Annotated in this window: 18 protein-coding genes; 8 read left to right on the top strand and 10 right to left on the bottom strand. The window is 67.8% G+C overall.

Annotated elements, in window-relative coordinates; genetic code table 11:
- Nucleotides 1-57: 57 nt before the first annotated feature.
- Nucleotides 58-1,125 (bottom strand): LacI family DNA-binding transcriptional regulator, encoded by a 1,068-nt coding sequence (locus tag ACM9LZ_RS07465; RefSeq protein WP_416618737.1) that lies wholly within the window; start codon nt 1,123-1,125, stop codon nt 58-60.
- 270 nt (nt 1,126-1,395) lie between these two features.
- Here ACM9LZ_RS07465 and ACM9LZ_RS07470 point away from each other — a divergent pair, with 270 nt between their 5' ends.
- On the top strand, nt 1,396-3,003 hold the full coding sequence (locus tag ACM9LZ_RS07470; RefSeq protein WP_416618738.1) for a carboxylesterase/lipase family protein: 1,608 nt from the start codon (nt 1,396-1,398) through the stop codon (nt 3,001-3,003).
- On the opposite strand, the gene ACM9LZ_RS07475 is transcribed toward ACM9LZ_RS07470, so the two are convergent.
- A complete protein-coding gene (locus ACM9LZ_RS07475; protein WP_416618740.1) occupies nt 2,984-3,379 on the bottom strand; it encodes a response regulator in 396 nt (131 codons plus the stop codon). The genes ACM9LZ_RS07470 and ACM9LZ_RS07475 overlap by 20 nt on opposite strands.
- 112 nt (nt 3,380-3,491) lie before the next feature.
- On the opposite strand from ACM9LZ_RS07475, the gene ACM9LZ_RS07480 reads away from it, so the two are divergent.
- Nucleotides 3,492-5,114, top strand: a complete 1,623-nt coding sequence (locus tag ACM9LZ_RS07480; RefSeq protein ID WP_416618741.1) for a diguanylate cyclase — start codon at nt 3,492-3,494, stop codon at nt 5,112-5,114.
- A gap of 127 nt (nt 5,115-5,241) precedes the next feature.
- Nucleotides 5,242-8,163, top strand: coding sequence for a response regulator (locus ACM9LZ_RS07485; RefSeq protein WP_416618743.1), 2,922 nt, complete (start codon nt 5,242-5,244; stop codon nt 8,161-8,163).
- Between the two features lie 125 nt (nt 8,164-8,288).
- On the opposite strand, the gene cheB is transcribed toward ACM9LZ_RS07485, so the two are convergent.
- From cheB to ACM9LZ_RS07515, 6 genes are read right to left on the bottom strand one after another with little or no spacing between them, the layout of a single operon-like run.
- Complete coding sequence (gene cheB / locus ACM9LZ_RS07490) at nt 8,289-9,323, bottom strand: chemotaxis-specific protein-glutamate methyltransferase CheB (protein WP_416618744.1); 1,035 nt, start codon at nt 9,321-9,323, stop codon at nt 8,289-8,291.
- 11 nt (nt 9,324-9,334) lie between these two features.
- Nucleotides 9,335-11,596, bottom strand: a complete 2,262-nt coding sequence (locus ACM9LZ_RS07495; RefSeq protein ID WP_416618746.1) for a hybrid sensor histidine kinase/response regulator — start codon at nt 11,594-11,596, stop codon at nt 9,335-9,337.
- Between the two features lie 22 nt (nt 11,597-11,618).
- Nucleotides 11,619-13,229, bottom strand: coding sequence for a methyl-accepting chemotaxis protein (locus ACM9LZ_RS07500; protein WP_416618748.1), 1,611 nt, complete (start codon nt 13,227-13,229; stop codon nt 11,619-11,621).
- A gap of 1 nt (nt 13,230) precedes the next feature.
- Nucleotides 13,231-13,896, bottom strand: a complete 666-nt coding sequence (locus tag ACM9LZ_RS07505) for a chemotaxis protein CheW (RefSeq protein ID WP_416618749.1) — start codon at nt 13,894-13,896, stop codon at nt 13,231-13,233.
- Nucleotides 13,893-15,365 carry a CheR family methyltransferase gene (locus tag ACM9LZ_RS07510; protein ID WP_416618750.1) on the bottom strand — a complete coding sequence of 491 codons (1,473 nt, stop codon included), beginning with the start codon at nt 15,363-15,365 and terminating at the stop codon, nt 13,893-13,895. The genes ACM9LZ_RS07505 and ACM9LZ_RS07510 overlap by 4 nt, the downstream gene beginning before the upstream one ends.
- Entirely contained in the window at nt 15,362-15,895 is a 534-nt protein-coding gene (locus ACM9LZ_RS07515) for a chemotaxis protein CheW (protein ID WP_416618751.1), read from the bottom strand. The genes ACM9LZ_RS07510 and ACM9LZ_RS07515 overlap by 4 nt, the downstream gene beginning before the upstream one ends.
- Nucleotides 15,896-16,825: 930 nt before the next feature.
- Here ACM9LZ_RS07515 and ACM9LZ_RS07520 point away from each other — a divergent pair.
- Complete coding sequence (locus tag ACM9LZ_RS07520) at nt 16,826-18,166, top strand: replication initiation protein (RefSeq protein ID WP_416618753.1); 1,341 nt, start codon at nt 16,826-16,828, stop codon at nt 18,164-18,166.
- Between the two features lie 125 nt (nt 18,167-18,291).
- On the opposite strand, the gene ACM9LZ_RS07525 is transcribed toward ACM9LZ_RS07520, so the two are convergent.
- Together ACM9LZ_RS07525 and ACM9LZ_RS07530 are read right to left on the bottom strand one after the other, a co-directional pair.
- Nucleotides 18,292-19,218 carry a ParB/RepB/Spo0J family partition protein gene (locus ACM9LZ_RS07525; RefSeq protein WP_416618754.1) on the bottom strand — a complete coding sequence of 309 codons (927 nt, stop codon included), beginning with the start codon at nt 19,216-19,218 and terminating at the stop codon, nt 18,292-18,294.
- Nucleotides 19,211-20,164 (bottom strand): AAA family ATPase, encoded by a 954-nt coding sequence (locus tag ACM9LZ_RS07530; protein WP_416618756.1) that lies wholly within the window; start codon nt 20,162-20,164, stop codon nt 19,211-19,213. Before ACM9LZ_RS07530 ends, ACM9LZ_RS07525 begins: the two co-directional genes overlap by 8 nt.
- A gap of 378 nt (nt 20,165-20,542) precedes the next feature.
- Here ACM9LZ_RS07530 and rocD point away from each other — a divergent pair, with 378 nt between their 5' ends.
- The 4 genes from rocD (at nt 20,543) to greB (ending at nt 24,104) form a co-directional block, all read left to right on the top strand.
- Complete coding sequence (rocD, locus tag ACM9LZ_RS07535; protein WP_416618758.1) at nt 20,543-21,766, top strand: ornithine--oxo-acid transaminase; 1,224 nt, start codon at nt 20,543-20,545, stop codon at nt 21,764-21,766.
- Nucleotides 21,767-21,812: 46 nt separating this feature from the next.
- A complete protein-coding gene (locus ACM9LZ_RS07540) occupies nt 21,813-22,727 on the top strand; it encodes an arginase (RefSeq protein ID WP_416618759.1) in 915 nt (304 codons plus the stop codon).
- A 122-nt stretch (nt 22,728-22,849) separates the two neighbouring features.
- Nucleotides 22,850-23,335, top strand: a complete 486-nt coding sequence (locus ACM9LZ_RS07545; RefSeq protein ID WP_416618761.1) for an Lrp/AsnC family transcriptional regulator — start codon at nt 22,850-22,852, stop codon at nt 23,333-23,335.
- 202 nt (nt 23,336-23,537) lie between these two features.
- Nucleotides 23,538-24,104, top strand: coding sequence for a transcription elongation factor GreB (gene greB / locus ACM9LZ_RS07550; protein WP_416618763.1), 567 nt, complete (start codon nt 23,538-23,540; stop codon nt 24,102-24,104).
- Nucleotides 24,105-24,124 lie beyond the last annotated feature (20 nt).

The following is a 24,124-nucleotide window of genomic DNA, read 5'->3' on the forward strand; positions in this document are numbered from 1 at the left end:
TGGCCAGGGGCCGCTGCGCGGGACACTTTTCAGGGAGCCGCTGCGCGGGACACTTTTTCAGGGGGCCGCTGCGCGGCCCTGGCGCAGGGCCATGACGGGGGCCGTGGACTGGCGGCGGATCAGTTCGAAGGCCAGTTGCCGGGGGCCCGCCTCCCCCTCCCCGATCAGCAGATCGACGGCGGCGGCGGCCATTTCCATGGTCGGCTGGCGGATCGTGGTCAGCGGCGGCCAGATGACGCGGGCGATGGGGCTGTCGTCGAACCCCACGACGGACAGGTCGCGCGGCACCTGCAGCCCGTGCTTGTTGGCGGCCGCCACGGTGGCGGCCGCCATGTCGTCGTTGCAGGCGAAGATCGCCGTGGGGCGGTCCGGCAGCGCCAGCAGCGTTTCCGCCGCCGCAAAGCCGCCGGGAAAGCTGAAATCACCCTGCATGATATGGGCCGGCGCCGGCGTGATGCCATGGGCGGCACAGGCGGCCAGAAACCCCCGCTGGCGCAGTTCGGCCGCGCCATGGTCGGGATGGCCCAGGATCATGCCCAGCCGGCGATGGCCCAGCGCCACCAGATGATCGGCCGCCAGCCGGGCCGCCGCCTCGTCATCCATGTGGACATGCTGGGTGCGGCCGGGATCGATGCGCGGCGCGATGCGGATCAGCGGCACGCCCGCCAGGGCCACCGCGTCCAGCACATCGGCACGGTCGACCAGCGGCGGGGTCAGGATCAGCCCGTCCAGGCGGAAGCGGGTGGCCACCCCCACCATCAGCCGGGGCAGGCCGGGGTCCGTCGCCTCGCACGGTTCGGTCAGCAGGTGGTAACCGCGTTCCTGGCAGCGGCGGATGGCACCGGCCTTGATATCGGCCATGTAGTTGCTGGACGGATTGTCATAGAACAGACCGATCAGATAGGAACGGCGGCCCGCCAGGCTGCGGGCATTGGGATTGGGCCGGTAATCCAGATCGGCCACGGCGGCACGCACGCGGGCCAGCGTATCCTCCGCCACCCGCGCCTCGTTGTTCAGCACCCGCGAAACGGTCTTGGTCGACACACCCGCCAGGCGGGCCACGTCGAAGATTGTGGCGGGCCGCACGGACCCGTGCGGGGCTTCGGCATGCTGGTAATCGGTCAAGGATCACTCCCTATGGCCGGGGTCCGCTTTCCCTGGTGCCAGGATGCCATGGCGCCGCCCCGTTTCGCCCTTCGCATGTATCATACGCAATCCTATCTGACAACGTTGTCCAATCATTGGATGTCCGTCAGATGGACAGGAACGCGCCATCGGGTCCGAAGTGCAAGCCGGCGCCAGGGCCCGACATGTGAAACATCTTCGCATTGACACCGGTATCATCTATCCTCGCGACGTGAAGGGAACCGGGCCGGGGGGTGCAGGATGATGAGAATGACGCGGCGGTCGCTGCTGCTGGCCGGACCGGCCGGCCTGGTGCTGGCGGGCGCGGGGACGCCCCCGGGAACCCTGGCAGCAACGCAAGCGCGTCCCATCGTGCGGACCAGGGCGGGACGTGTGCGCGGGCGCACCCTGGACGGTGTGCATGTCTTCAAGGGTATCCGCTATGGTGCCGATACGGCCCCGCGCCGCTTCATGGCCCCGCTGCCGCCCGTGCCCTGGGACGGGATCGCCGAGGCCGCGGCCCCGGGCGCGGCCAGCCCCCAGACGGGACAGGAACCCGGCCAGTCTGAGGATTGCCTGTTCCTGAACGTCTGGACCCCCGGCCTGGGGGACGGGGCGCGGCGGCCCGTGATGGTCTATATCCATGGCGGCGCCTATGCCCACGGGTCGGGCGGCAACCCGCTTTACGACGGCACGCGCCTGGCCCGCCGGGGTGATGTCGTCGTCATCACCATGAACCACCGGCTGAACCTGTTCGGCTATCTGTATCTGGCCCGGCTGGCGGGGATGGACGACCCGGCCTTCGCCGACAGCGGCAATGCCGGCCAACTGGACCTGGTGCTGGCCCTGGAATGGGTACGCGACAATATCGCGGCGTTCGGTGGCGACCCCGGCAATGTCATGCTGTTCGGCCAGTCGGGCGGCGGCGCCAAGATCGCCACGCTGATGGCCATGCCGGCAGCCCGCGGCCTGTTCCACAAGGCCGCGACCATGAGCGGCCAGCAGGTGACGGCCGGCGGGCCCCGCAACGCCACGGCCCGGGCCACGGCCCTGCTGCACAGGATCGGCCTGACCCCCGACCGGGCCGGGGCCGAGGCGGCCCGCCGCCTGCCCGTGGCCGACCTTCTGGCCGGCATGAAGGCCACCGACCCGGTGGCCGGCACCGGCGGCGTCTATATGGGACCCGTGCTGGACGGGCGCGCCCTGCCCCGTCATCCGTTCTTCCCCGACGCCCCCGCCCTGTCGGCCGATATCCCCATGATCATCGGCAACACCCGCGACGAGACGCGCAACCTGATCGGCCGGGGCGACCCCGCGACCTTCACGCTGGACTGGCAGAGCCTGCCGGCAAAGCTGTTCCCCGCCCTGCGCGTGGACATCCCGCCGGAGATGGTGATCGCCGAATATCGCCGCCTCTATCCGCACTACAGCGCCTCGGACCTGTTCTTCGCCGCGACGACGGCCGGCCGGTCCTGGCGGGGCGCCGTGGAGGAACTGGAGGCACGGGCCCGCCAGCCGGCCGGGGCCGCGCCCACCTGGGCCTATCAACTGGATTGGGCCTCCCCCCTGGATGGCGGGAAATGGGGCGCACCGCACATGCTGGACATCCCGCTGGCCTTTGACAACATCGCCCAGCCCGAAAGCCTGACGGGCGTCTCCGCCCGCGCCCAGGCCCTGGCCGACCGGCTGGCCGATGCCTTCATCGCCCTGGCCCGCCATGGCGACCCCAACCATCCGGGGCTTCCACGCTGGGAGCCCTATGGGCTGGACCGGCGGCAGACCCTGCTGCTGGACGATGAATGCCGGCTGACCGACGATCCACGCGGCGCCGAACGCCGGCTGTTCGCCCAGGTCCCCTTCATCCAGTTCGGGACGTAAAGGCGGCCCACAGCGACCGCACCTCCGCCGCCATGCCCATCAGGTCCAGCGGCTTGGTCATGACGCCCGCCGCCCCCAGCGCCAGCAGCGACGAACGTTCCTCCGGCTGGTCACATGCTGTTACGAAGATGACAGGCGTTTCCACCGTGACCGGATACGCCCGCAGCGCCTTCAGCGTGGCCGGCCCATCCATACCGGGCATCAGCACATCCAGCAGCACGAGCTGCACCCCATGTTCATGCGCCAGGGCCGGTGCCGACGCCCCGTCATCGCACAGCACGACCCGCATCCCGCCGACCCCGGACAGGGCCAGTTCGGCCATGGCCCGCAGATCCGGGTCATCATCGACATACAGCACGGTTTCCAGCACGGACATGCTTTCTCCCTTTGCGGGCATAGCCGAATGTTCATATCCCGTGGCTCGACACGGCTCAACCCGATCACATAGGGTAAGCACAATATCCAAAAGAGAACATTTGGACACCCCTATGGCTGAGACGCCTACCCCGGCCGACATCGTCACACGGCACCGGGAAATCCGCGAACAATATATCGTCACCCTCCCGGACCGTCTGGCGGCACTTGCCAATGCCGCCACCCGGCCGGCGGAACTGGCCGCCCGTGCCCACGCGCTGATCGGTTCGGCCAGCACGTTCAAGCTGCTGGAACTGGCTGCGGCCGCCCGGCAACTGGAACATGTGGCCCGTGCGCAGGACGACGGCGCGCACGGCGGGGCGCCGGCCCTGGAAACCGCGCTGGCCCTGGTGCTGCGCCTGGGCGAGCAGGCCGCCAGCCTGCCGCCTCTGCCCGACCCGGATCTGGTGGTGCCGGACCTGTCCGACGAGACGCTGGTCTACCTGCTGGAAGACGATCCGGTCCAGGCGGGCGAGATGGTCGTGCAGCTTCAGCCCTATGGCTATACGCTGGTCAGCTTCGACGATCCCGACCGGTTCCGGGCCGCCGTGCGGCAGGACCGGCCGGCTGCGCTGCTGGTGGACATCATCTGCGGCGACAATCCCGATGCCGGCTGCCAGACCGTGGCCGCCATGGGGGCCGAAGGCACGCTGCCGCCCACCATCTTCCTGTCGAGCCGCGATGATTTCCAGGCGCGGCTGGGGGCCGTGCGGGCCGGCGGCCTGGGCTATCTGGCCAAGCCCGTGGACCCGGCCATGCTGGCCGAGCGGCTGGACCAGGTGATCGGGCGCGATCTGGCCCGGCCCTACCGCGTGCTGATCATTGATGATGACGAGATTGTCAGCGCCGAATATGCCACCGCCATGGGGGCCGCCGGGATGGAGGTGCGCACCCTGTCCGATGCGGCCGGCGCCGTGGAGGCCATCCGCGGCTTCCTGCCCGACCTGCTGGTGCTGGACCAGCGCATGCCGGGCTGCACGGGCCTGGAGCTGGCCGCCGTGCTGCGCCAGCAGGAGGGCATGGCGTCGCTGCCCATCCTGTTCCTGACAGCGGCAACCGAACTGGGCGACAAGCGGCTGGCCCTGGATGTGGGGGCGGAAGACCTGCTGCTGAAGCCCGTGGCGCTGCCATTGCTGGTCACCCAGGTGCGGGCCCGCATCCGCCGCGCCCGGCTGTTGCAGGCCATGATGGCCCGCGACAGCCTGACGGGCACCCTGAACCATGCCATGGTGCAGGACCATCTGGTGACCGAGGTGGCGCGCGCCCGGCGCGAGGGCAAGCCGCTGTCCTTCGCCATGATCGATGTCGACCGGTTCAAGCGCGTCAATGACGAGCATGGCCATGCGGCGGGCGACCGGGTGCTGCGCGCGCTCGCCCGGCTGCTGCGCCAGCGGCTGCGGCGCAGCGACATCGTGGGCCGCTATGGCGGCGAGGAATTCGCCGTGGTCCTGCCCAACACGACGGCGGAAGAAGCCGCACTGATCCTGGACGGGCTGCGCCGCGGCTTCCTGGCCATCGGGTTCCGCGGGGCCGATGATGCGCTGTTCCATGTGAGCTTCAGCGCCGGGATCGCCCCGCTGCGGCCCGACAGCGATGTGGCCTCGCTGAACCTGGCGGCCGACGCCGCGCTCTATTTCGCCAAGCGCGCGGGCCGCGATCGCGTGCATGTGGCGGGCTCCCTCTCATCGACCACGTGACCCCCATGGGCAAATAGCGTTAGAATCCTGTGCCGGTTGCCCTTAAAACAGGGCGAGCCAGACCCCGTTGCCCCGGCCGGGCGCGGGGATGCCGGCAATCAGGGCAGAGGATTTGATGAAGACGGACATGCCGCATCTCCTGATCGTGGAGGATTCTCCCACCCAGGCGCTGCAGCTTGAGCTGATCCTGGCCGCACAGGGCTGGACCGCCGATGTCTGCCCCACGGCGGAAGCCGCGCTGGAAAAGTTGAACGGCGCCCTGCCCGATCTGCTGCTGGTCGATTATCACCTGCCCCGCATGAGCGGGGACGAGTTCATCCGCCGCGTCCGCCTGAACGCCCGCACCCGCGCCCTGCCCGTCGTCATGCTGACCGACGAGGTGACGCAGGAAGCCGAGTTCAAGGGCATCGAGAGCGGCGCCGACGCCTATGTGCCCAAGACCGCCGACCGCGACGTGCTGCTGCTGCGCATCAACGCGCTGCTGCGGCGGACCAATGGGGGCGGGCACAACGACATCCAGGCCGCCGCCCAGGCGCTGCGAAGCTGCCGGCTGATGATCGTCGATGACAGCCCCACCTTCCTGGAATTCCTGCGCATCCTGCTGGAGGAGGAAGGGCACGAGGTCGACGCCCTGTCATCCGGGCTGGACGCGCTGGACCGGGCCGAGCGCGAGAGCTTCGACTGTATCATCGTCGATCTGCACATGCCGGAGATCGACGGGGTGGAACTGTGCGCCCGGCTGGACACGATCCGCCGCCGGCGCGAGGAACTGTTCCAGATCGTCATGCTGACCGCCAGCGACAGCAAGGCCGATCTGATGCGCGGGCTGGAGGCCGGGGCCGACGATTACGTCACCAAGGCCAACGATATCGAGATCATCAAGGCCCGCATCCGCGCGCTGTTGCGCCGCAAGCTGCTGCACGAGGAGAATCTGCGCATCTCCATGGAGTTCCGGCGCAAGGAACTGGAACTGGAGCGCGCGCGGGAAGAGATGCGGGTGGCCGAGGCCAAGGCCTCGCTGGTGGAAGCGCTGGAACGGTCCAACCGCGAACTGGCCGAGACCAACGCCCGCCTGACCCAGACCCAGGTCGAACTGACCCGCGCCAAGGACCAGGCAGAGGCCGCCAATCACGCCAAGTCGGAGTTCCTGGCCAATATGAGCCACGAACTGCGCACCCCGATGAACGGCATCATCGGCATGAACGCGCTGCTGCTGACCACCGACCTGACGGCCGAGCAACGCCACTCGGCCGAACTGGTCGGATCGTCGGCCAAGCTGCTGCTGAGCCTGCTGAACGACATCCTGGACATCTCCAAGCTGGAGGCCAACCAGGTCACGCTGGAGCAGATCCCGTTCGATCTGGCCGAACTGTTCGAGGAAACCGTGCTGCTGATGGCGCCCAAGGCCGCCGAGCATGGGATCGAACTGGTGCTGGACCTGGACGCCTCGGCCCGCCGCCACGCGATCAGCGACCCGCTGCGCCTGCGCCAGGTGGTGCTGAACCTGGTGGGCAATGCCATCAAGTTCACCAGCCGCGGCGGGGTGACCGTAGCCGTCGCCGCGCATGAGGACGAGGCCCGCTGCCTGACCCTGCATGTGCAGGTGATCGACAGCGGTATCGGCATCGCGCCCGACGCCGTGACGCGGCTGTTCGAGAAATTCGTGCAGGCCGACAGTTCCGTCAGCCGCCGGTTCGGCGGCACGGGCCTGGGCCTGGCCATCTGCCGGGAGACGGTGAGCCTGCTGGGCGGGCATATCGGCGTGGACAGCACCATGGGCCTGGGCAGCACCTTCTGGTTCACCGCCAAGCTGACGGCCGTGGCGGAAAGTCTGCCGGCCGGACCCGTGCCGGAACTGGCCGGCCGCCATGCCCTGCTGTTGGTGCCGGAAGGGCTGGTCCGCGCGCCGCTGGCCCGCGATCTGGCCCGGCTGGGCCTGTCAGTCGTGGCGGAGGAGCCGGCCGACGCGCTGGCCGAACTGGCCGCCGGACGGCTGCGGGCCGACATGGTGCTGCTGGACATGGTGCTGGTGGCCGACCCGGCCCTGAATGTCGTCAGCCACCTGCGCGCCGCCCTGCCCCATGCAAGGCTGATCATGCTGCGGCCCCTGACGGGCGCCGTGCCCGCCCCGCCCGACATCGACGGCACGCTGGACAAGCCCGTCCTGCGCCACAATCTGGCGGCCGTGCTGTGCGGTGCCACGGCCGGGCTGGCCCAGATCACCGGCATCAGCCCGCCAGCCGCCAAATCCATCTCACCAGCCGGACCGGTTACGGCCACCAGCGGGCGTATCCTGTTGGCAGAGGATAATTACGTCAATCAGCAGGTGGCGCTGCACATGCTGGCCGCGGCGGGATACGATGTGGCGCTGGCCAACCATGGCGGCGAGGCCGTGGAAGCTGTGGAGGCCGCAGATTACGACCTGATCCTGATGGACGTGCAGATGCCCGTCGTGGACGGGCTGGAGGCGACGCGGCGCATCCGGGCCATGGGCGCACCCGCGGGCACCATCCCCATCATCGCCATGACCGCCAATGCCATGACGGGCGTGGAAGCGACCTATCGCGCCGCCGGCATGGATGATTACATCTCCAAGCCCGTCGATCATCAGGAATTCCTGGCCAAGGTCCGGTCCTGGATCGGCCGCCCCCGCCGGGCCGATGCCGGCACGGCCGCCGCACCGCCCATCCCCGCCGCACCGGCCGACGAACTGGACCTGACCCCGGCCCGGCAACTGCGCCAGATGATGGGGGAGGAGGCCTTTGCCGGGCTGCTGGAACGGTTCCTGGTCAATTCCCGCAGCCGCCTGGCCCGCATCGATACCGCCCTGCAGGGCGGCGACCTGGCGCAGGTGAGCCGGGATGTGCATGACATGATCAGCACGTCGGGCGGCTTCGGCTGCCGCAGCCTTGTCAGCCTGGGCCGCGCCATCGAGCAGGCCATCCGCGAGAATGACGGCAAGGGGCTGAACGGCCTGTGCCGCCGGCTGGCGCAGGAAGCGCCCCTTGTGTGGGAACGGCTGCGCAACGGTCTGGCCGAAGCGGCATAGAAACTCTCTTTCCTTCTCCCTCACGCGCCGGGCACCGCCATCCGGCGGCTTGGGCTTGGCGCGGGCACGGGCCCGCGGGCCAGCGGTCGCTGGCCTGCAGGGGTCATGGGACATGACCCCTGGCGTCACACGAGGGAAACCAGCTTCGCGGCGATTTCCTGGGGGGGCAGGATGAAGCGGGCGCCGCCACGTTCGATGGCAACGCCGGGCATGCCATGCACGACGGAACTGGCGGCATCCTGGGCGATGGTCGCAGCGCCCAGCGCCCGCAACTGGCACATCTCGTCGGCGCCGTCGGCCCCCATGCCGGACAGCAGGACCGCCACCGCCCGCCCGCCATGATGGGCGGCCACGGCGCGGAACAGATGCGACACGGCGGGGCGCAGGCCCGCCTCCGGCGGTCCCTTCTCCAGCCAGATGCGGCCATGGGCGTCCAGGCCCATATGCCGGTCGTCGGGCGCCACATAGACGTTGCCGGGCAGCGGTTCCACCGCGTCGGTGGCCACATGCACGGGCAGCGCACTGCCGCCGCCCAGCCAGTTGGCGAAACCATGGACGAAACCATGGGCGATATGCTGCACGACCAGGATGGGCAGCGGGAAATCGGCCGGCAGCATCGACAAGATGGTCTGCAGGGCAAGCGGCCCTCCCGTCGAGGCGCCGATGGCCACGACGCGGGGCCGTTCGGTCTGGATGACGGTGCCCGGCAGCGAGGGCAGGCCCGGCCGGCGGGCCGTGGGCGGACGCTTCCAGCGCCGCACCACCTTCACCTCCGACATCAGGCGCACGGCCGTCACCAGGGCATCGGCCTCCGCCTCATGATCATCATGCCCCAGCCCGGCCGGCCGGCGCACGAAGGCCAGCGCCCCCGCCTCCACAGCCTTGAAGGTGGCCACCATCTCGTCCTGGACGGCCCCGCTGACGATGACGATGGGGACGGGCGACGTCTCCATGATCTCCCGCGTGGCGGCAAAGCCGTCCAGACCGGGCATGTGGATATCCATGGTCACCACATCCGGCTTCAGGCGCTGGACCTGCTCCACGGCGGCCAGCCCATCGGCTACGGCGGAAACCACCTTGATATCGGATTCGCTTTCCAGGATCGCGGCCAGAAAGGCCCTGATCGTGGGTGAATCCTCGGCGACTAATACCCTGATCAAAACACTGCCCCTCAGATCAGGCGACCGATGATCTCCAACAGGTCGCTCTGGTCGAAACTCTTCTTAACGATATAAGCACTGGCGCCAACATCAACCCCACGCTCCCTATCCTCTCGAGACTCCAACGATGTAATCAGGATGACCGGGATATCGGCCAGACGCGCATCCTGACGAATCCGTTCGGTCAGTTCGAACCCGCCCATCCTGGGCATTTCCACGTCGGACACGACGAGATCGAAAATTTCCCCGCCCAGCACCGTCCAGGCCTCCATCCCGTCCACGCAGGTGCGCACACGGAAGCCGGCGGCCTCCAGCACATGCTTGAACAGGGTCCGGGCCGTGATGCTGTCCTCCGCGATCAGGATGGACTTGCGCGCCGGCGCCAGGCTGGCCATGACGGGCCGCGCCGCCCGCACCTGGAATTCCGGGTTCAGCGCCGTGCGCAGCAGGTCATGCACGTTCAGCACGAAGCCCAGCCGGCCGGACGGCAGCACGATGGCCCCGCCCACCCCCGGCACGCGCGACAGCGGCCAGGCCAGCGGCTTCATCAAAATCTCCGTCTCGCCCTGGATCTGGTCCACCTCCACGGCCAGGCGCTGGCCGGCCGCCGACATGACAAGGTAATGACGGTAATCACCCGACGGCAGCAGCGGCGTGGAGAGGTGCAGCAGGTCCGACAGGCGCACCAGCCCGATGGGCCGCCCATCCAGCCGCAGCATCTCCCGCCCGTCGACCTGCTGCACATCCTTGCTGGCGATGCGGCCCACCCGTTCGATCCGGTTGGTGGGCATGGCATAGCAACGGCCCGCCACCTCGGCCATGACGACACGGAAGGCGGCCAGCGTGACGGGCAGCAGCAGGCGGAACGTCGTCCCCTGCCCCAGCCGCGATTCCACTGTCACCGAACCGCCCAGCCGTTCCACCACCTCCTGCACGATGGCCAGACCCAGGCCCCGGCCGGAAATGTCGGTCACGCTGCTGCTGGTCGACAGGCCCGACTGGAAGGCCAGGGACATCACCTGCTCGGGCGTGAGCCGGGTCGCCTCCTCCTCGTCCAGCAGGCCCAGGGACAGGGCGCCGGACAGCAGGCTGCGCATGTCCATGCCGCCGCCATCGTCGCTGATGGCAATCTCCGCCCGGCCGCCATCGCGCTGGATGACAGTCAGGTCGATCGTGGCGCGGGCTGGCTTACCCGCCGCCTGCCGCTGGGCCGGCGTCTCGATCCCGTGATCGACGGCGTTGCGGGCCAGATGCAGCAGTGCCTCGCGGAGTTCCTCCTGCACCCGCCGGTCCAGTTCCAGTTCCTGGCCCGACAGGTTCAGCAGCACATCCTTGCCCTGGGCGCGCGACAATTCGCGGATATCCTGGGCCACCGGCTCCAGCAGCCGGGCCGCCGGGAGCATCAGCACCTGCTTGGTCCCCGACAGCAGGTTGTCGACGCTCTTGGCCAGGGTGCGGACATCGTGGTCCGCCTCCCGCGCCAGGTGCGACAGGCGATTGCCGATCCAGGCCAGGGTCTGCGTGTCGTGCTGGCTCTGCGATGGCAGGTCCAGCCGCTGGCGCAGCCGGGTCCGTTCCAGCAGCCCCAGCCCGATCGACCGTATCTCCGCCAGCCGCTCGCTTCCCGACAGCTTGGCCGCGATCAGTTCTTCCGCCTGATGCAGCAGATAATCCAGCCTGTCGATGGCCACGCGCAGGGTCTGGCGGGTGGCCGGACGCAAGGGGCCCGGCTGTTGTTCCTCCACTGCCGCCGCTGGTCCGGTTTCCACAGCCGCCTGTGCCATGGCGCCCGCGGCGGCGGCCGGGACCGCCACCGGGGCCGCCGGAGCCGCCGGGGCCGGCGGCGGAGATGGCAGCGGCTGACCCCGGCTGACCCCTTCCAGCCGGGCGATCAGGGCGTCCAGATCCGCCACCGGGGGCGGATTCTGTCCATTCGCCTCGTTCGGAACCATCTGGCGCAGGGCCGTGAAGCCCTGGGCGAAGACCTCCACGACGGCGGGGCCCAGCTTCACCTCCCCCCGCTTGACCAGCGCCAGAAGCGTTTCCAGCGCGTGGCAAAGGGCGACCAGATGGGTCAGGTTGACGGTGCGGGCCGCCCCCTTCAGCGTGTGGACCTCGCGGAAGGTCTTCTCGACCAGCTCCTTGCCGCGCTGCTCGGTGACCCCGGCCTCCAGTTCCCGCAGGCTGCCGGCCAGCGAGCCTACATGCTCCTCCGCCTCCACCATGAACATGGCGAGCAGGCGCTGAAGAAGCTGTTCGTTCCGGCTGTTCATCGCGTCGGCTCCGGCAGGCGAATCAGGCCTTGTAGTGGCTGACCAGCGATTTCAGCTTATGCCCCAGCGCATTCAGGTTATGCGCCGCGGTTTCCGCCTGCTTGGTGGCGATGGTGTTCTGGCTGCTGGCCTGCCGGATGCTGTCCATGGCCAGCGCCACCTGATCGATGCCCACCTGTTGCTGCTGGTTGGACGCCACGATCTGGACGCTGGCCTGGGTGGCGACCGCGATGTTCTGGGCCAGCCGTTCGATGGCCTGCCCGGCCTCCTGCGCCTGGCGCACGCCGGCATCCACGGCCTTGCTACCCTGTTCGGCCGCCAGAACGGCCGTGGCGGTGGCCTTCTGGATGTCGCCCAGAATGGCACGGACCTGCGACGTCGCCTCCTTGGACTGTTCGGCCAGGCTTTTCACCTCGGCCGCGACGACGACGAAACCCTTGCCCTGCTCCCCGGCGCGCGCCGCCTCGATGGCCGCGTTCACAGCCAGCAGGTTGGATTGTTCGGCCAGATCATTGACCGATGCGACGATGGTGCCGATGGCCTGGCTCTGTTCGGACAGCTTGATCACGGCCTCCGCGATCGACCCGATCTGCTCTCGCACGGCCGTGATACCGGCAACCGACTGTTCCACCGCGCGCTTGCCCGTGGCGGAAATCTGCGCCGTGGCCTGGGCGGTGTCGGCCACATGGCGGGCCTTTTCCGTGGAAAGCTGGGAGGTCTTGCGCACCTCCTCCATGGTGGAGGAGGTTTCGGCCAGGGCCGTCGCCGTCTCTGCCGCGGAAGCCGCCACCTGGGCGGTGGTGGAGACGATCTGGCTGCCGGCCGTGCCCAGCACATTCACGCCTTCCGACAATTCCTGCATGAGCTGGCGCAGGCTGCGCGTCATGTCGCGGAAGGTGTTGGACAGGATGCCCACCTCGTCCTGACGGCCGCTGGTGGCGATGTCCGTGGTCAGGTCCCCCTTGCCGATACGCTCGGCCGTCTGGGTGATGTCACGCAGCGGGGCCGCGATATTGGCGCTGAGGAACAGTCCGGACAGCAGGACGATGACCGAAGCCGCCAGCGCGCCGCCGATGATGGCGGTATTGGCCAGTTCGACATTGCGGTCCTTGGCCGTTTCGCGCAGCGTCAGCAACCGCTGCTCCACCGTGCGCATCTCGGCCAGGACGGCGCGGAAATCATCCATCGCCTGGCGCCCGCGGTCACTGAGGATCAGGGCCTGGGCCGCGGCGAAACCATCCGCCTGACGCGCCTGGCGCGCCAGGCGCACCTCCTCCAGCTTGGCCTGCATGGCCCTTTCCAGCCGCTCCATGTTGCGCAACTGGTCGGGATTGTCGCGCAAGAGGGTGCGCAGGTCGGCCACGATGCCATCCACGCTGCGCAGCGCCGCCTCGTAGGGCTGCAGGTAGCGCACCTCACCCGTGATGACATAGCCGCGCTGGCCCGTCTCCACATCCTGCACGGCCGACAGCAGGTCGCCCAGCCGGGATTCGACGCGATGGGAATGGACGGTCCAGACGGACGCATCCGTCAGGTCGTTCATCGTCTTGAGCGAAACGGCCCCAACGCCCAGCAGGACGAACAGGACGAGGCACAGGCAGCCCCAGATCTTGGTTCCGACCATCATCTTCATGTCAACCCTCCGCCCCCCTGTCCCGGCCGCCAAGGCCGGGTAGGCCGTCTTCTTCGAAAAATCCCGCGCTGTCCAGCACCAGGGCCCCGCCGGGGGCAACCCCCTGGTAGTAGCGCCGCGTGCCCTGCACCGTGGCCGGCACATTCCCCATATCGCCGCGCGACAGGGCATTCAGCCCATGGATCGGTCCCGCCAGCAGCCCCAGGGCGCGATTGCCCTGGTGCAGCACGATGATATGCGACGCCTCGTCCCGGTCGGCGGTGCCGGCACCCGACAGCCTGTCGAAATCCACGACCGTCAGCACCTCGCCGCGCAGATAGATGACGCCGGCGACCCAGGCCGGCACATTGGGCACCGGCGCGGGCATCAGATCGGCGCAGACCTCCCGCACCCAGCGGCTGTCCACGGCCAGAACCCGGTCACCCAGCGCGAATTCCAGCAGGCGCATGTCACCCTGGACATCGCCTGCCGCCTCATCCCCGCGTGCCAGCCGCGCCGCACGCTCACGCAGGCGGCGATCCACCTCCGCGGCCCCCGGCTCGAACCCGCGTGCCAGCCCGGCCATGGCGGCCGCGACGCGGGCATGCATGCCCTGCCAGTCGATGGCCACCTGTCCCGCCTCCCCCTTGGGGGTGCCGCCTGCGCCCTGCTCCCCGGCCCCGCTCATACCCTCACCTCCGCACTGGCGACGCGAATGATCTCCACCAGGCGGCCCGCCGTCAGCCCGTCGCCTTCCGGCAACGTATCATCTGAATTGCATTCGCGCAGCAATGCCAGCGCATTGCGATAGCAGCGCCGCGCCTCCGACGGTTTGCCCTCCGCCTTGGCCAGCCCGGCCAGGGCGACATGAGCCAGGATGAAATCGGGGTCCAGGAACAGGGCACGCTTCAGCGATTCGGTGGCGCCGCGCGCGTCGCCGCATTCCTGCCGGATCATGGCCAGCAGGTAATGCCGCTCCGCCGACAGCCGGTCGATCAGCAGGGCCCGCCGGCACCAGTCGGCCGCGAGATCGAGCTGCCCCTCGTTGGCATAAAGCCGGGCCAGCAGCGTCTGGGCCCGCGCATCATCGGCCAGCGCGGGATCGGCCAGCAGCAGTGCGATGGCCCCCGCATTCTCCCCCTTCTGGTAAAGCCGCGTCGCCTCATCCAGCAGGGCCTGCCCCTGCTCGCCGGCCACCTGATGTGACGGCGGCGGCAGACCCGGATCCGGGGGTTCCGGCAGCAGGGGGGATGATGCCAGGGGCGTCGGGGGATGCGGCGGCGGGGACACCATGGGCAGGGTGAAGGCCGGCTGCTTGCGGTAGATGGTGGCACCCGGCGCGCCGGAATTGACCAGCGGCGCGAACAGTTCCGACGACCCTTCCACCGCCGCCGCGACCAGCCAGCCCCCTTCCACCAGCGAATGCTGCAGGGCCGCCGATACGCGGCGCGCCCGTTCCGCACTGAAATACATCAGCACATTGCGGCAGAAAATGATGTCCATGGCGTTGGTGTTGTTATGCACCGCCGGATACTGATCCTCCGCCAGGTTGTGATAGGCGAAGGTCACCATGCGCCGGATCTGGGGCGCGATTTCCCAGCGCCCGTCGCGCAGGGTGAAATAGGCGCGGCGGATTTCCGGATCGATACCGCGGAAGGACCATTCGCCATACCGCCCGTCGATCGCCTTGCGCAGCGACCGCGGATTGATGTCGGTGGCCAGCAGCGTGATGTTCCAGTGCTGGATGTCAGGGATCAGCCGGTGCAGCAGGATGGCCATGCTGTAGGCCTCCTCCCCCGTGGAGCAGGCGGCGCTCCATATCCGCAGATGGCGATGGGACGCCGCGCGCCGCTGTTCCAGCAGATCGGGCAGCACGCGCGTTGCCAGGGCATCGAAGCTGGCCGGCTCGCGGAAGAAATAGGTCTCCCCGATGGTGAGATAGCTGGCCAGCGTCTCGATCTGCGTCCGCTCCACCTGGGCGGACAGGAAATGCCGCATGCAGGCATCCGCATCGGCAAAACCCAGCTCTGCCGCCATCTGCGTGACGGCACGCTCAAGATCGCCCCAGCGCTCCGGCGGATAGTGCAACCCCATGCGGTGGGCCAGGAAGGCGCTGAAATCCGCCAGGCGCTGATGGCTCAGCAGGCTTTGCATCATGCGCCCGTCCCGTGCTCGCCCACACCCCGGGCCAGGGCGGCATCCAGTGCCTGTTCTTCTGCCAGCGACAGGAAACGATCCACGTCATGGATGAACAGGGGACCGTCGGGAAGCGCCGTCACGGCATCGAAATAGCCGCCGGCCGCAACCACCTTCTCCACGGGAACCAGGTCATCGGGCGCACGGCTGATGGTGCCGTCCACATGGTCGACCCACAGGGCGACGGACCGGCTCTGCAGGCGCACGATGACCAGCCCGTCCGTCAGCCGCGGGGCATGGACCGCCAGGCCCAGGCGGGCGCGCACATCCAGGACCGGCAGGAACCGGCCGCCCAGATTGATGACGCCCGCGACCACCGGCGGCGCACCCGGCATGGGCACCACGGCCGCCATGGCGACCACGCGCTCCACCCGGTCGATGCGGATCGCATAGGGCCGGTCTTCCAGCGAGAACAGCAACAGCTCGATCAGCGCATCGTCCGTCGCCATCGCCGCGGCCTGCACCGCGTCCATCCATCCCCCCTTCTTCATGGCCTCGCCCCCATCGGTGGCGGGTTCATTCCTGAAAGCCGTTTTCCCTAGAAACCGCAAAAAACCGCCGCCCGCCAGCCCTTTCATGATGAACCGACGAATAGCCTGTTCCATGATCGCCCGGTGCCCGCCGAGAGGGAGCCCCCGCGACGGTTCCACTGTGACCTGTGACCTGCCATGTCATCGTCAGCCCTTTCATCGGCTGTCGGGTGTCTGGCCTGTTTTCATTTTTCTGTCCCTGTTGCCTCAAACTACCCTCAAACCCCCTGTTCTGTGGATTCCCTTTTTCAGGATTCTTTGTTCAGGGAGCGGTTTCAGGTGTGATTGCAGGGGGTTGAGGTGCCTTTCTGTGCCGGGGGACACGGGTTTCTGTGCCATGGCTTGCGAGTCCCTGTGCCGGATTGGCCGGGTTCATGTGCCCTGGAATACGGCTTTGCGGGACGGATTGCACGGGGCATGCGGCTGGCTGTGCCGGATGTCACGGGCGGAGCGAAGGGTTTGTATTTTTATCAATGGGTTAATGGGCGGTCATCTTCTTATTGTGCCAGATTGCACGGGCACAACGCGGCCGGATGAGGGGGTGGCGCCCGTCGGCTTGCTTCATGTGCCGGATTGCACGGGTGGGGAGGGGCTGAGTGTGCCGGATCTCACGGGCGGGGTGCCGGGGGTCCGATCGGGGTGATTCCCCCCGTCGGACCTGCACTGGATGTGGAGTCGTGCATTCTGTACCCGATCTCACGGTTGCCGTGACCCTCAAGCCTTGTCATTGTGCCGGAATGCACGGGCGAGAATCGGCCAGATCACCCCTTTCTGTGCCTTCTTGTACGGGGCGGGTGATTCCCGCTTGATCCTGTGCCCCATCGGGTGATGCTGTGTCACAGTGACATGGGACAGGCTCTTTTGGCACTTAAAGCGTGTCGGGTGGGGGAGATGATGGTAGCGCAGGCCAATGCGGTGAAGGCGGACTTTGTCCGGCCGCGGATCAGCGGCAATGTGCTGGACCTGTCCACGGACCCCACCCTTCCCAAGCCCCGCACCCAGATCGAGGTGATGGAGACCGGCAACGGTCTGACCCTGGCCGATCGTAAGCTTTTCAATGTCTTGCTGGCCTATAGCTGGGACAGGCTGGCCGATCCCGATGCCCCCCTGCCCCCCTTCCGCGCGTCCACCGCCGATCTGCGGCGGGCCATCGGCGATGATACGGAAAGCAACAATGTGCGCCTGCGCCAGTCCTTCGACCGGCTGATGCAGACGCTGGTGCGCTTTCCGTACTGGAGCGAGGCGGACCAGCAATTGAAGGAAGGCGGCTCGCCGCTGCTGTCCTTCCGGGCGCTGCCGCGTGGTGCCGGCTATGCCGAGTGGGAGTTTCCGCCGAAGCTGCGGCCGCTGCTGGCCAAGCCGGGAGCCTGGGCGCGCATCCATCTGGCCATCTGCGCGCAATTCTCCTCCAAATATTCCCTGGCGCTGTACGAGTTGCTGAGCCTGCGTGTCAACCTGCGGGAGCCGCGCTGGGAAGTGGCGCTGAACGATCTGCGCGACAGTCTGGGCTGTGCCGACAAGATGCCCAACTATGCCCATTTCCAGCGCCGGGTGCTGGACCCGGCCGTCAGCGAGATCAATGAATTGTCGGGCCTGCTGATCGCCTATCAGGAGATCCGGTCCAACGGGCGCGGGCGCAAGGTCGAACGGCTGCTGTTCGACGTGAAGAAGAAATCCAACAGCGATCTGGTGGCCACGGCCCGCATGACGGAGTTCGCCAAGGCGCCCGTCGGCCGGCCCACCGCCGGCGGCACGCGCGACCAGGATACGCCTGATCTGGAGGATGGCCGCACCGACCGGGAGCGGGGGCCCGCCGGCACGCTGGGGCTGATCCAGCGCGTCTCCCTGTCCGTGATCGAGGAACTGGTGGCGCAATATCCCGATGTGGACATGCAGACAGCCATCTTCAGCTGGGCCGAATGGGCCATGCGGCAGAAGGAACCCTGTCGCAACCCTTCGGCGGCGTTCCGCGCCTGGCTGGAGAAACTGCACCCCGCGGCGTCCGGCCCGGTGCGGCTGGCCCCGGAAGGCGCCGAACCCCCTGCCCTGTCGCCGTCGGCACAGCGGGCCCTGCACTGGCTGACGGGCGAACCCTATGCCGTGCGAGCCCGCTGGTATCGCAAGGCCCTGACCCTGGGGGCCGCGGAGATGCGGGCGGCGACGGCGCCGGAGAATATCACCCGCTGGGTGGAACTGGTCGCCGAAGAGGTTGCGAAGGGGTTGCGGGGATAGGGCCGGACCCGGACGGGACGGACAATCGGCGTTAACGGGCGGCGTCATCCAGGCCGCCCGTTCTGTTTCTGCCCGTTCTGTTTCTGGAGGATGTTTCCGGCCACCGGAGACAGAGGCACCAAAGGTCAGCCCAGCAGGTCGCCCAGAGCCTGTTCATAGGCCGCCAGCTTGGCCTTCAGGGCCAGCAGACGGGCCCGTTCCTCCGGCTTCAGCTTGGCAGAGCCCTTGGCGGCGACGGCATCCAGGCCGGCCGACAGGCTCTCTTCCAGCTTGGGCAGGCTGGCCAGGAACTTCTTTGCTGTAACAAGTCTCACGGGGGCAGGAGAGACAGCCCCGGCCGGGCGCTGCAGGCGGGCCCTGGCCTCCCGAGCCTCTCGCGCGGTCAGCCCGTCCTTCTTGACCTTGAGCCAAAGGCTCAACTGGTCGGGCTCCTCCATGCGGGCCAGTTCCAGCAGGACGGCCTTCGGCACCTCGCTGTGTGACGTCACACATTCGTGACGCACGGTGGGATGCAGCTTCAGCAGGGTCAGGGTGGTGTTCACCTCCGTCCGGGAGCGGCCCAGCAGGTCGCCGACGGCTTCCTGATTGTAATCATGGGTTTCGATCAGGCGGCGGATGCCCTCCGCCTCTTCCACCGGAGACAGGTCGACGCGCTGCAGGTTCTCGATCAGGGCGATCTGATCGGTATTGACGTCGGTCGGCAGGATATGGGCCATGATCTTGGTCAGACCGGCCATCCCCGCCGCCCGCCACCGCCGCTCCCCCGCCACCAGCTGGAAGCGCTTGGGCTCCGTCGGGTGGGCGGTGACCAGGATCGGGGAAAGCTGCCCGACCTCCCGCAGGGAGAAGCTGAGGGCCTGCAGCTCCTCCTCATCGAAATGACGGCGCGGCTGGTAGGGATTGGGTTCCACATCCGTCAGCCGCAGCAGCACGGTATCGCGTAGCCCGTCGGCCGCGCCGAAGATCAGGTCGGCGCCCGGCCGTTCCAGCGTCTCCCCGATGCTGCGGGCCACCGGCTGCTGTCCGCCGGCCTTGCGCCAATTCTTAACCATTGACGATCTCCTGCGCCAGGGTGCGATAAACGGACCCGATCGGGTGGTTCTTCGACAGCATCTTCAGCGGCACGGCGCCGGCATAGGTGGCCTGGTCGATCTCCGTGGAGCGCGGGACGGGGGGGAAGATGCGGGCCTTGTCCCCCAGGCTTTCCTGCAGGTCGCCCAGCACCTGCTGTTCGACGGCGAAATTGCGGTTGAACATGGTGGGCAGGATGCCCAGCACCTTCAGGCTGGGATTCTGCCGCCGCTGGATCTTCGACACGGTATCGAAGATCAGGGGGATGCCGCGCACGTCGTAACGGCTGGCCTTGGTCGGGATCAGCAGGAAATCCGCCGCGATCAAGGCCGTCACGGTGATCAGCGCCAGTTCCGGCGGGCAGTCGATGACAATGAAATCATAGTCGCGCAGAATCTCGGTCAGCTTTTCCCGCAGGACATAGCGGCCATCATCGGGGTCCAGCAGGATCTTGATCTGCGCTTCGGCCAGGGCGATGGTGCAGGGCAGGACATCGAACGCATCGCGGTGGACGATGGCGTCATGGATGGCGGTTTCGCCGAACAGCACATCTTCCAGCCCGCCACGGCGGTCCTGAACCTCCAGCGGGTCCAGCCCGGCGCCTTCGGTGGCCGTCGCCTGCTGGTCGGCATCGATGACCAGCACCTTCTTGCCCAACTCCCCCAGGGCATAGCCGAGGTTCAGCGCGGTGGTTGTCTTGCCGACGCCGCCCTTCTGGTTGGCCACGGCGATGATGCAGGCCGTGCGCTGGCTGGCCGCGGCCAGAAATTCCGCCACGCGCACGGGCAACCGCTCCGCCCCCGATTCCCAACGGCTGATGGTGGCATTGTCATATTTGCGGCCCAGCTTGGTATTGACCCAGGCGGCGAAGGCGGCCTGGCTTTCGCCCCGGCGTTCGCGGAATTGGCGCAGTTCATCGGGTGTCATGGCACCGGCCCGTTGGGGAAGGGGAGTTTGAGGGTTTGAGAATTGGCTCAAATCGCCCCTGCCGTCAATGATTGTTGCGGCTGGCGCTCTCTGTGCCATATCGCACGGCCTTTCGAATGGGTTCATGTGCCGGAAATCACGGGGTACCGACGCCCTTCCTGTGCCGGATTGCACGGGGTCGCGGCGCCCCTGTGTGACGTCACACAGCAGGTCCGTGCCGCAAGGATCACGGCCGGGACGGGTTCGGCTGGGCGGATGGGGGAGGCCCGCCCGTTCCTGTCGTGGCGTGCCTTATCTTCAGCCGTTTCGGCTGTTGCCGCCTGTCATGCTGGAACCAACACGAGCATCAAGCCGAAAACCAGACGGAAAGGGATGATCATGGACATGCGAACCAGCCTGAACACCGATGCCATCAAGGTGGAGGAGCGCTGGTGCGCCCATAATTACAAGCCGTTACCGGTTGTCATCTCCCGCGCCGAAGGGGTGTGGATGTGGGACGCTGAGGGGCGGCGCTATCTGGACATGATGAGCGCCTATTCCGCCGTCAATACCGGCCACGGCCATCCGCGCGTCCTGAAGGCACTGGTGGAACAGGCGGGCCGCGTGGCCGTCGTGTCCCGCGCCTTCCATACCGACCGGCTGGGCCCCTTCCTGGCGCGCCTGTGCCAACTGGCCGGGCTGGACGGTGCCTGCCCCATGAATACGGGGGCCGAGGCCGTGGAAACGGCCATCAAGGCTGCCCGCCGCTGGGGCTATCGCGTGAAGAACATTCCTGCCGACCGGGCCGAGATCCTGGTGGCAGAGGGAAATTTCCATGGCCGGACCACGACGATCGTGGGCTTTTCCGCCGAGGCGGCCTATCGCGACGGGTTCGGCCCCTTCGCGCCGGGCTTCCGGCTGGTGCCGTTCGGCGATGCGACCGCCATGGAAGCCGCCATCACGCCCCATACCGCGGCCATCCTGGTCGAACCGATCCAGGGCGAGGCGGGGATCGTGGTGCCGCCCGCCGGCTATCTGAAGCGGCTGCGCGAGATGTGCGACCGGCATAATGTGCTGCTGATCCTGGATGAAATCCAGTCGGGTCTGGGCCGGACGGGCCGCTGGTTCGCGCACCAGCATGAGGAGATCCGCCCCGATGGCCTGTGCCTGGGCAAGGCGCTGGGCGGCGGCGTGATGCCGGTTTCCGCCTTTGTCGCGCGGCGCGACCTGATCGACATGTTCGTGCCGGGCAACCATGGATCGACCTTCGGCGGCAACCCGCTGGCCGCCGCCGTGGGGCTGGCCGCGCTGGAGGTGATCGCCGATGAGGGGCTGGTGGAACGGTCGGCCGAACTGGGCGCCCATATGATGGCGCGCCTGTCGGCCCTGAACAGCCCCGCCATCCGCGCCGTGCGGGGCCGGGGCCTGTGGGTCGGGGTCGATATCGATCCCGCCTTCGCCACGGCGCGGGCCGTGTGCGAACGGCTGATGGACAAGGGCGTGCTGTCCAAGGAAACCCACGAGACGGTGATCCGTTTCGCGCCGCCGCTGGTCATCAGCCGGCCGGAACTGGACTGGGCCATCGACCGTTTTGCCGAAACGCTGGACGGCATGGCGCGCTGATCCGGCCGCCGGAATTCCAGGATAAAGACAGGGAAGGGGAGGGCGCATGAGCGGATGGTACGGGCTGGTGGGGGCACCCACCGATGTCGGCAATGTCGATTGCGGGGCCGCGGAAGGGCCGGGCGCCCTGCGTGCCATGGGCCTGCCGCGCCGTATGGGCATGGTGGACCGTGGCGATGTGCGCGGCCCCGCCTATGATGGCCGGCCCGATGCCACGGGCAGCCGCAGCGTGCGCGAAACGGCTGCCTGGTGCGCCGCCGTGCGGGACGGGGTGGCCGGCGTTCTGGCCGATGGCGGGTTCCCCCTTATGCTGGGCGGCGACCATGCCATGGCGCTGGGCTCCATTGCCGCCGCCGCCGCCCATGCCAGACAGGAGGGGCGGAACTTCTTCGTGCTGTGGTTCGACGCGCATCCGGATTTCAACACGCCGGAAACCACGCCGTCGGGCAACACGCATGGCTATCCCGCCGCCCTGGCCTGCGGCATCGGCCATCCCGATCTGCTGTCGGTCGGGGCCTTTACGCCGCTGATCCGGCCGGACCGGTTGATCCAGTTCGGTGTGCGCGACATCGACGCCGGGGAGCGGGCCAACCTGTTGCGCATCGGCGTGGAATTCCATGAGATGGATGCCGTCCGCGAAAAGGGGCTGGAGGCGCTGGTCGCGCATACGATCGCCCGCATCCAGGCAGCCGGTGGCGGGCATGTACATGTCAGCTTCGATATCGATGCGCTGGACCCGGCCGCCGCCCCCGGCGTCGGTACGCCGGTGTCCGGGGGACTGACGCCGGCCGAGACCGTGGGGGCCATGCGGCTGCTGGGAGCGTCCGGGCTGGTCCGGTCGCTGGATATCGTCGAATTCGCGCCCCGCCATGACCGGGACGGCATGACCGCCCTGACCGTGGAACAGGTGCTGGCCGGTTTCATGGCGGGCCGGACCGGGCAGCGGGCGCTGGTGGCATAGCGGCCGCATACCTGAGGGACCGGGGCCGTGCCAGGGCAGTGTCATTCTGGACCCCGATCTTCGCCGGGGATAGATTGCCCCGACCCCCTATCCTTATCCTTGCCATCGGAACCCGACCCGCCATGCGCCGCCGCCTTGATCAGATCGACCTGCGCATCCTGGCCGAGCTGCAGCTCGACGGGCGCGTCACCAATCAGGCCTTGTCGGAGCGGATCGGCCTGTCGCCGCGGCCCTGCCTGGAACGGGTCCGGCGGCTGGAACGGGAAGGGCTGATCCTGCGCTATCAGGCCGTGCTGGATGTCCGTCGGCTGCAAAGCTGTATCACCGTGCTGACCCAGATCGCCATGGAGCATCATGGCCGGCATGGCCGGCAATTGTTCGAGCGCCGTCTGGCCAATACGCCCGAAGTGGTGGAGTGTTTCGAGGTCAGCGGCGAGTTCGACTATATCGCCAAGCTGATCTGTCCCGATGTGGACGCCTATCAGGAACTGACCCAGGGCTGGATCGACGATACCGAACTGGGCGTCAGCCGCGTGACCAGCAATATCGTACTGCGCCCCGTCCGCGATCTGGCGCCCACACCCCTGTTCGGGCGGGAGGAGGAATAGGCCGGCGGCTTTCCCGATAAAAAGTTCGGCGTCGATTATATCGTGCGAGATATTATCGCGCTTGCTATCTTGAACCGGCCGGGGTCGTGAAATATCGCCACTACACAGCAATCCTGTTGTGATTTCCCCGCCTGACCTATTTCCTGCACCCGGCATCCGCGCTAAACAAACGTCCGGTTTCCCCGGATGAGGGTGCGGCGGCATGAGCAAGGCCTGGGTCAACGAGAATGCGCGCGAAACGGCGGACGATGATGACGGCCCCGACGATCCGCGCCCCCTGCCGCCCGGCACCAAGAACCACATCACGCCACAGGGTTTCCACCGGATGCAGCAGGAACAGCAGCAATTGCTGCGTGTGGAGCGGCCAAAGGTGGTGGAGATCGTGCATTGGGCGGCCGGCAATGGCGACCGGTCGGAAAATGGCGACTATATCTATGGCAAGAAGCGGCTGCGCGAGATCGACAGGCGCCTGCGTTTCCTGTCCAAGCGGCTGGAAATCGCCAATATCGTTGATCCGGCCCAGCAGAAACATCGCGATCAGGTGTTCTTCGGCGCCACCGTAACCTATGCCAGGGAAGATGGGGCGGAAAACACCGTCACCATCGTGGGCGTGGACGAAACCGACATGGCCCCGGGCCGCGTGAGCTGGGTTTCCCCCATTGCCCGCGCGCTGCTGAAGGGGCGGGAAGGTGATCTGGTGACGGTCCGCACGCCGACGGGGCCGGAGGAACTGGAAATCCTGTCCATCCGCTACCCCCCGCCCGGTTAGAGCCCGTATTCCGCTGACCG

This window comes from Niveispirillum fermenti (genome assembly GCF_048066175.1).
GTDB lineage: Bacteria > Pseudomonadota > Alphaproteobacteria > Azospirillales > Azospirillaceae > Niveispirillum > Niveispirillum fermenti.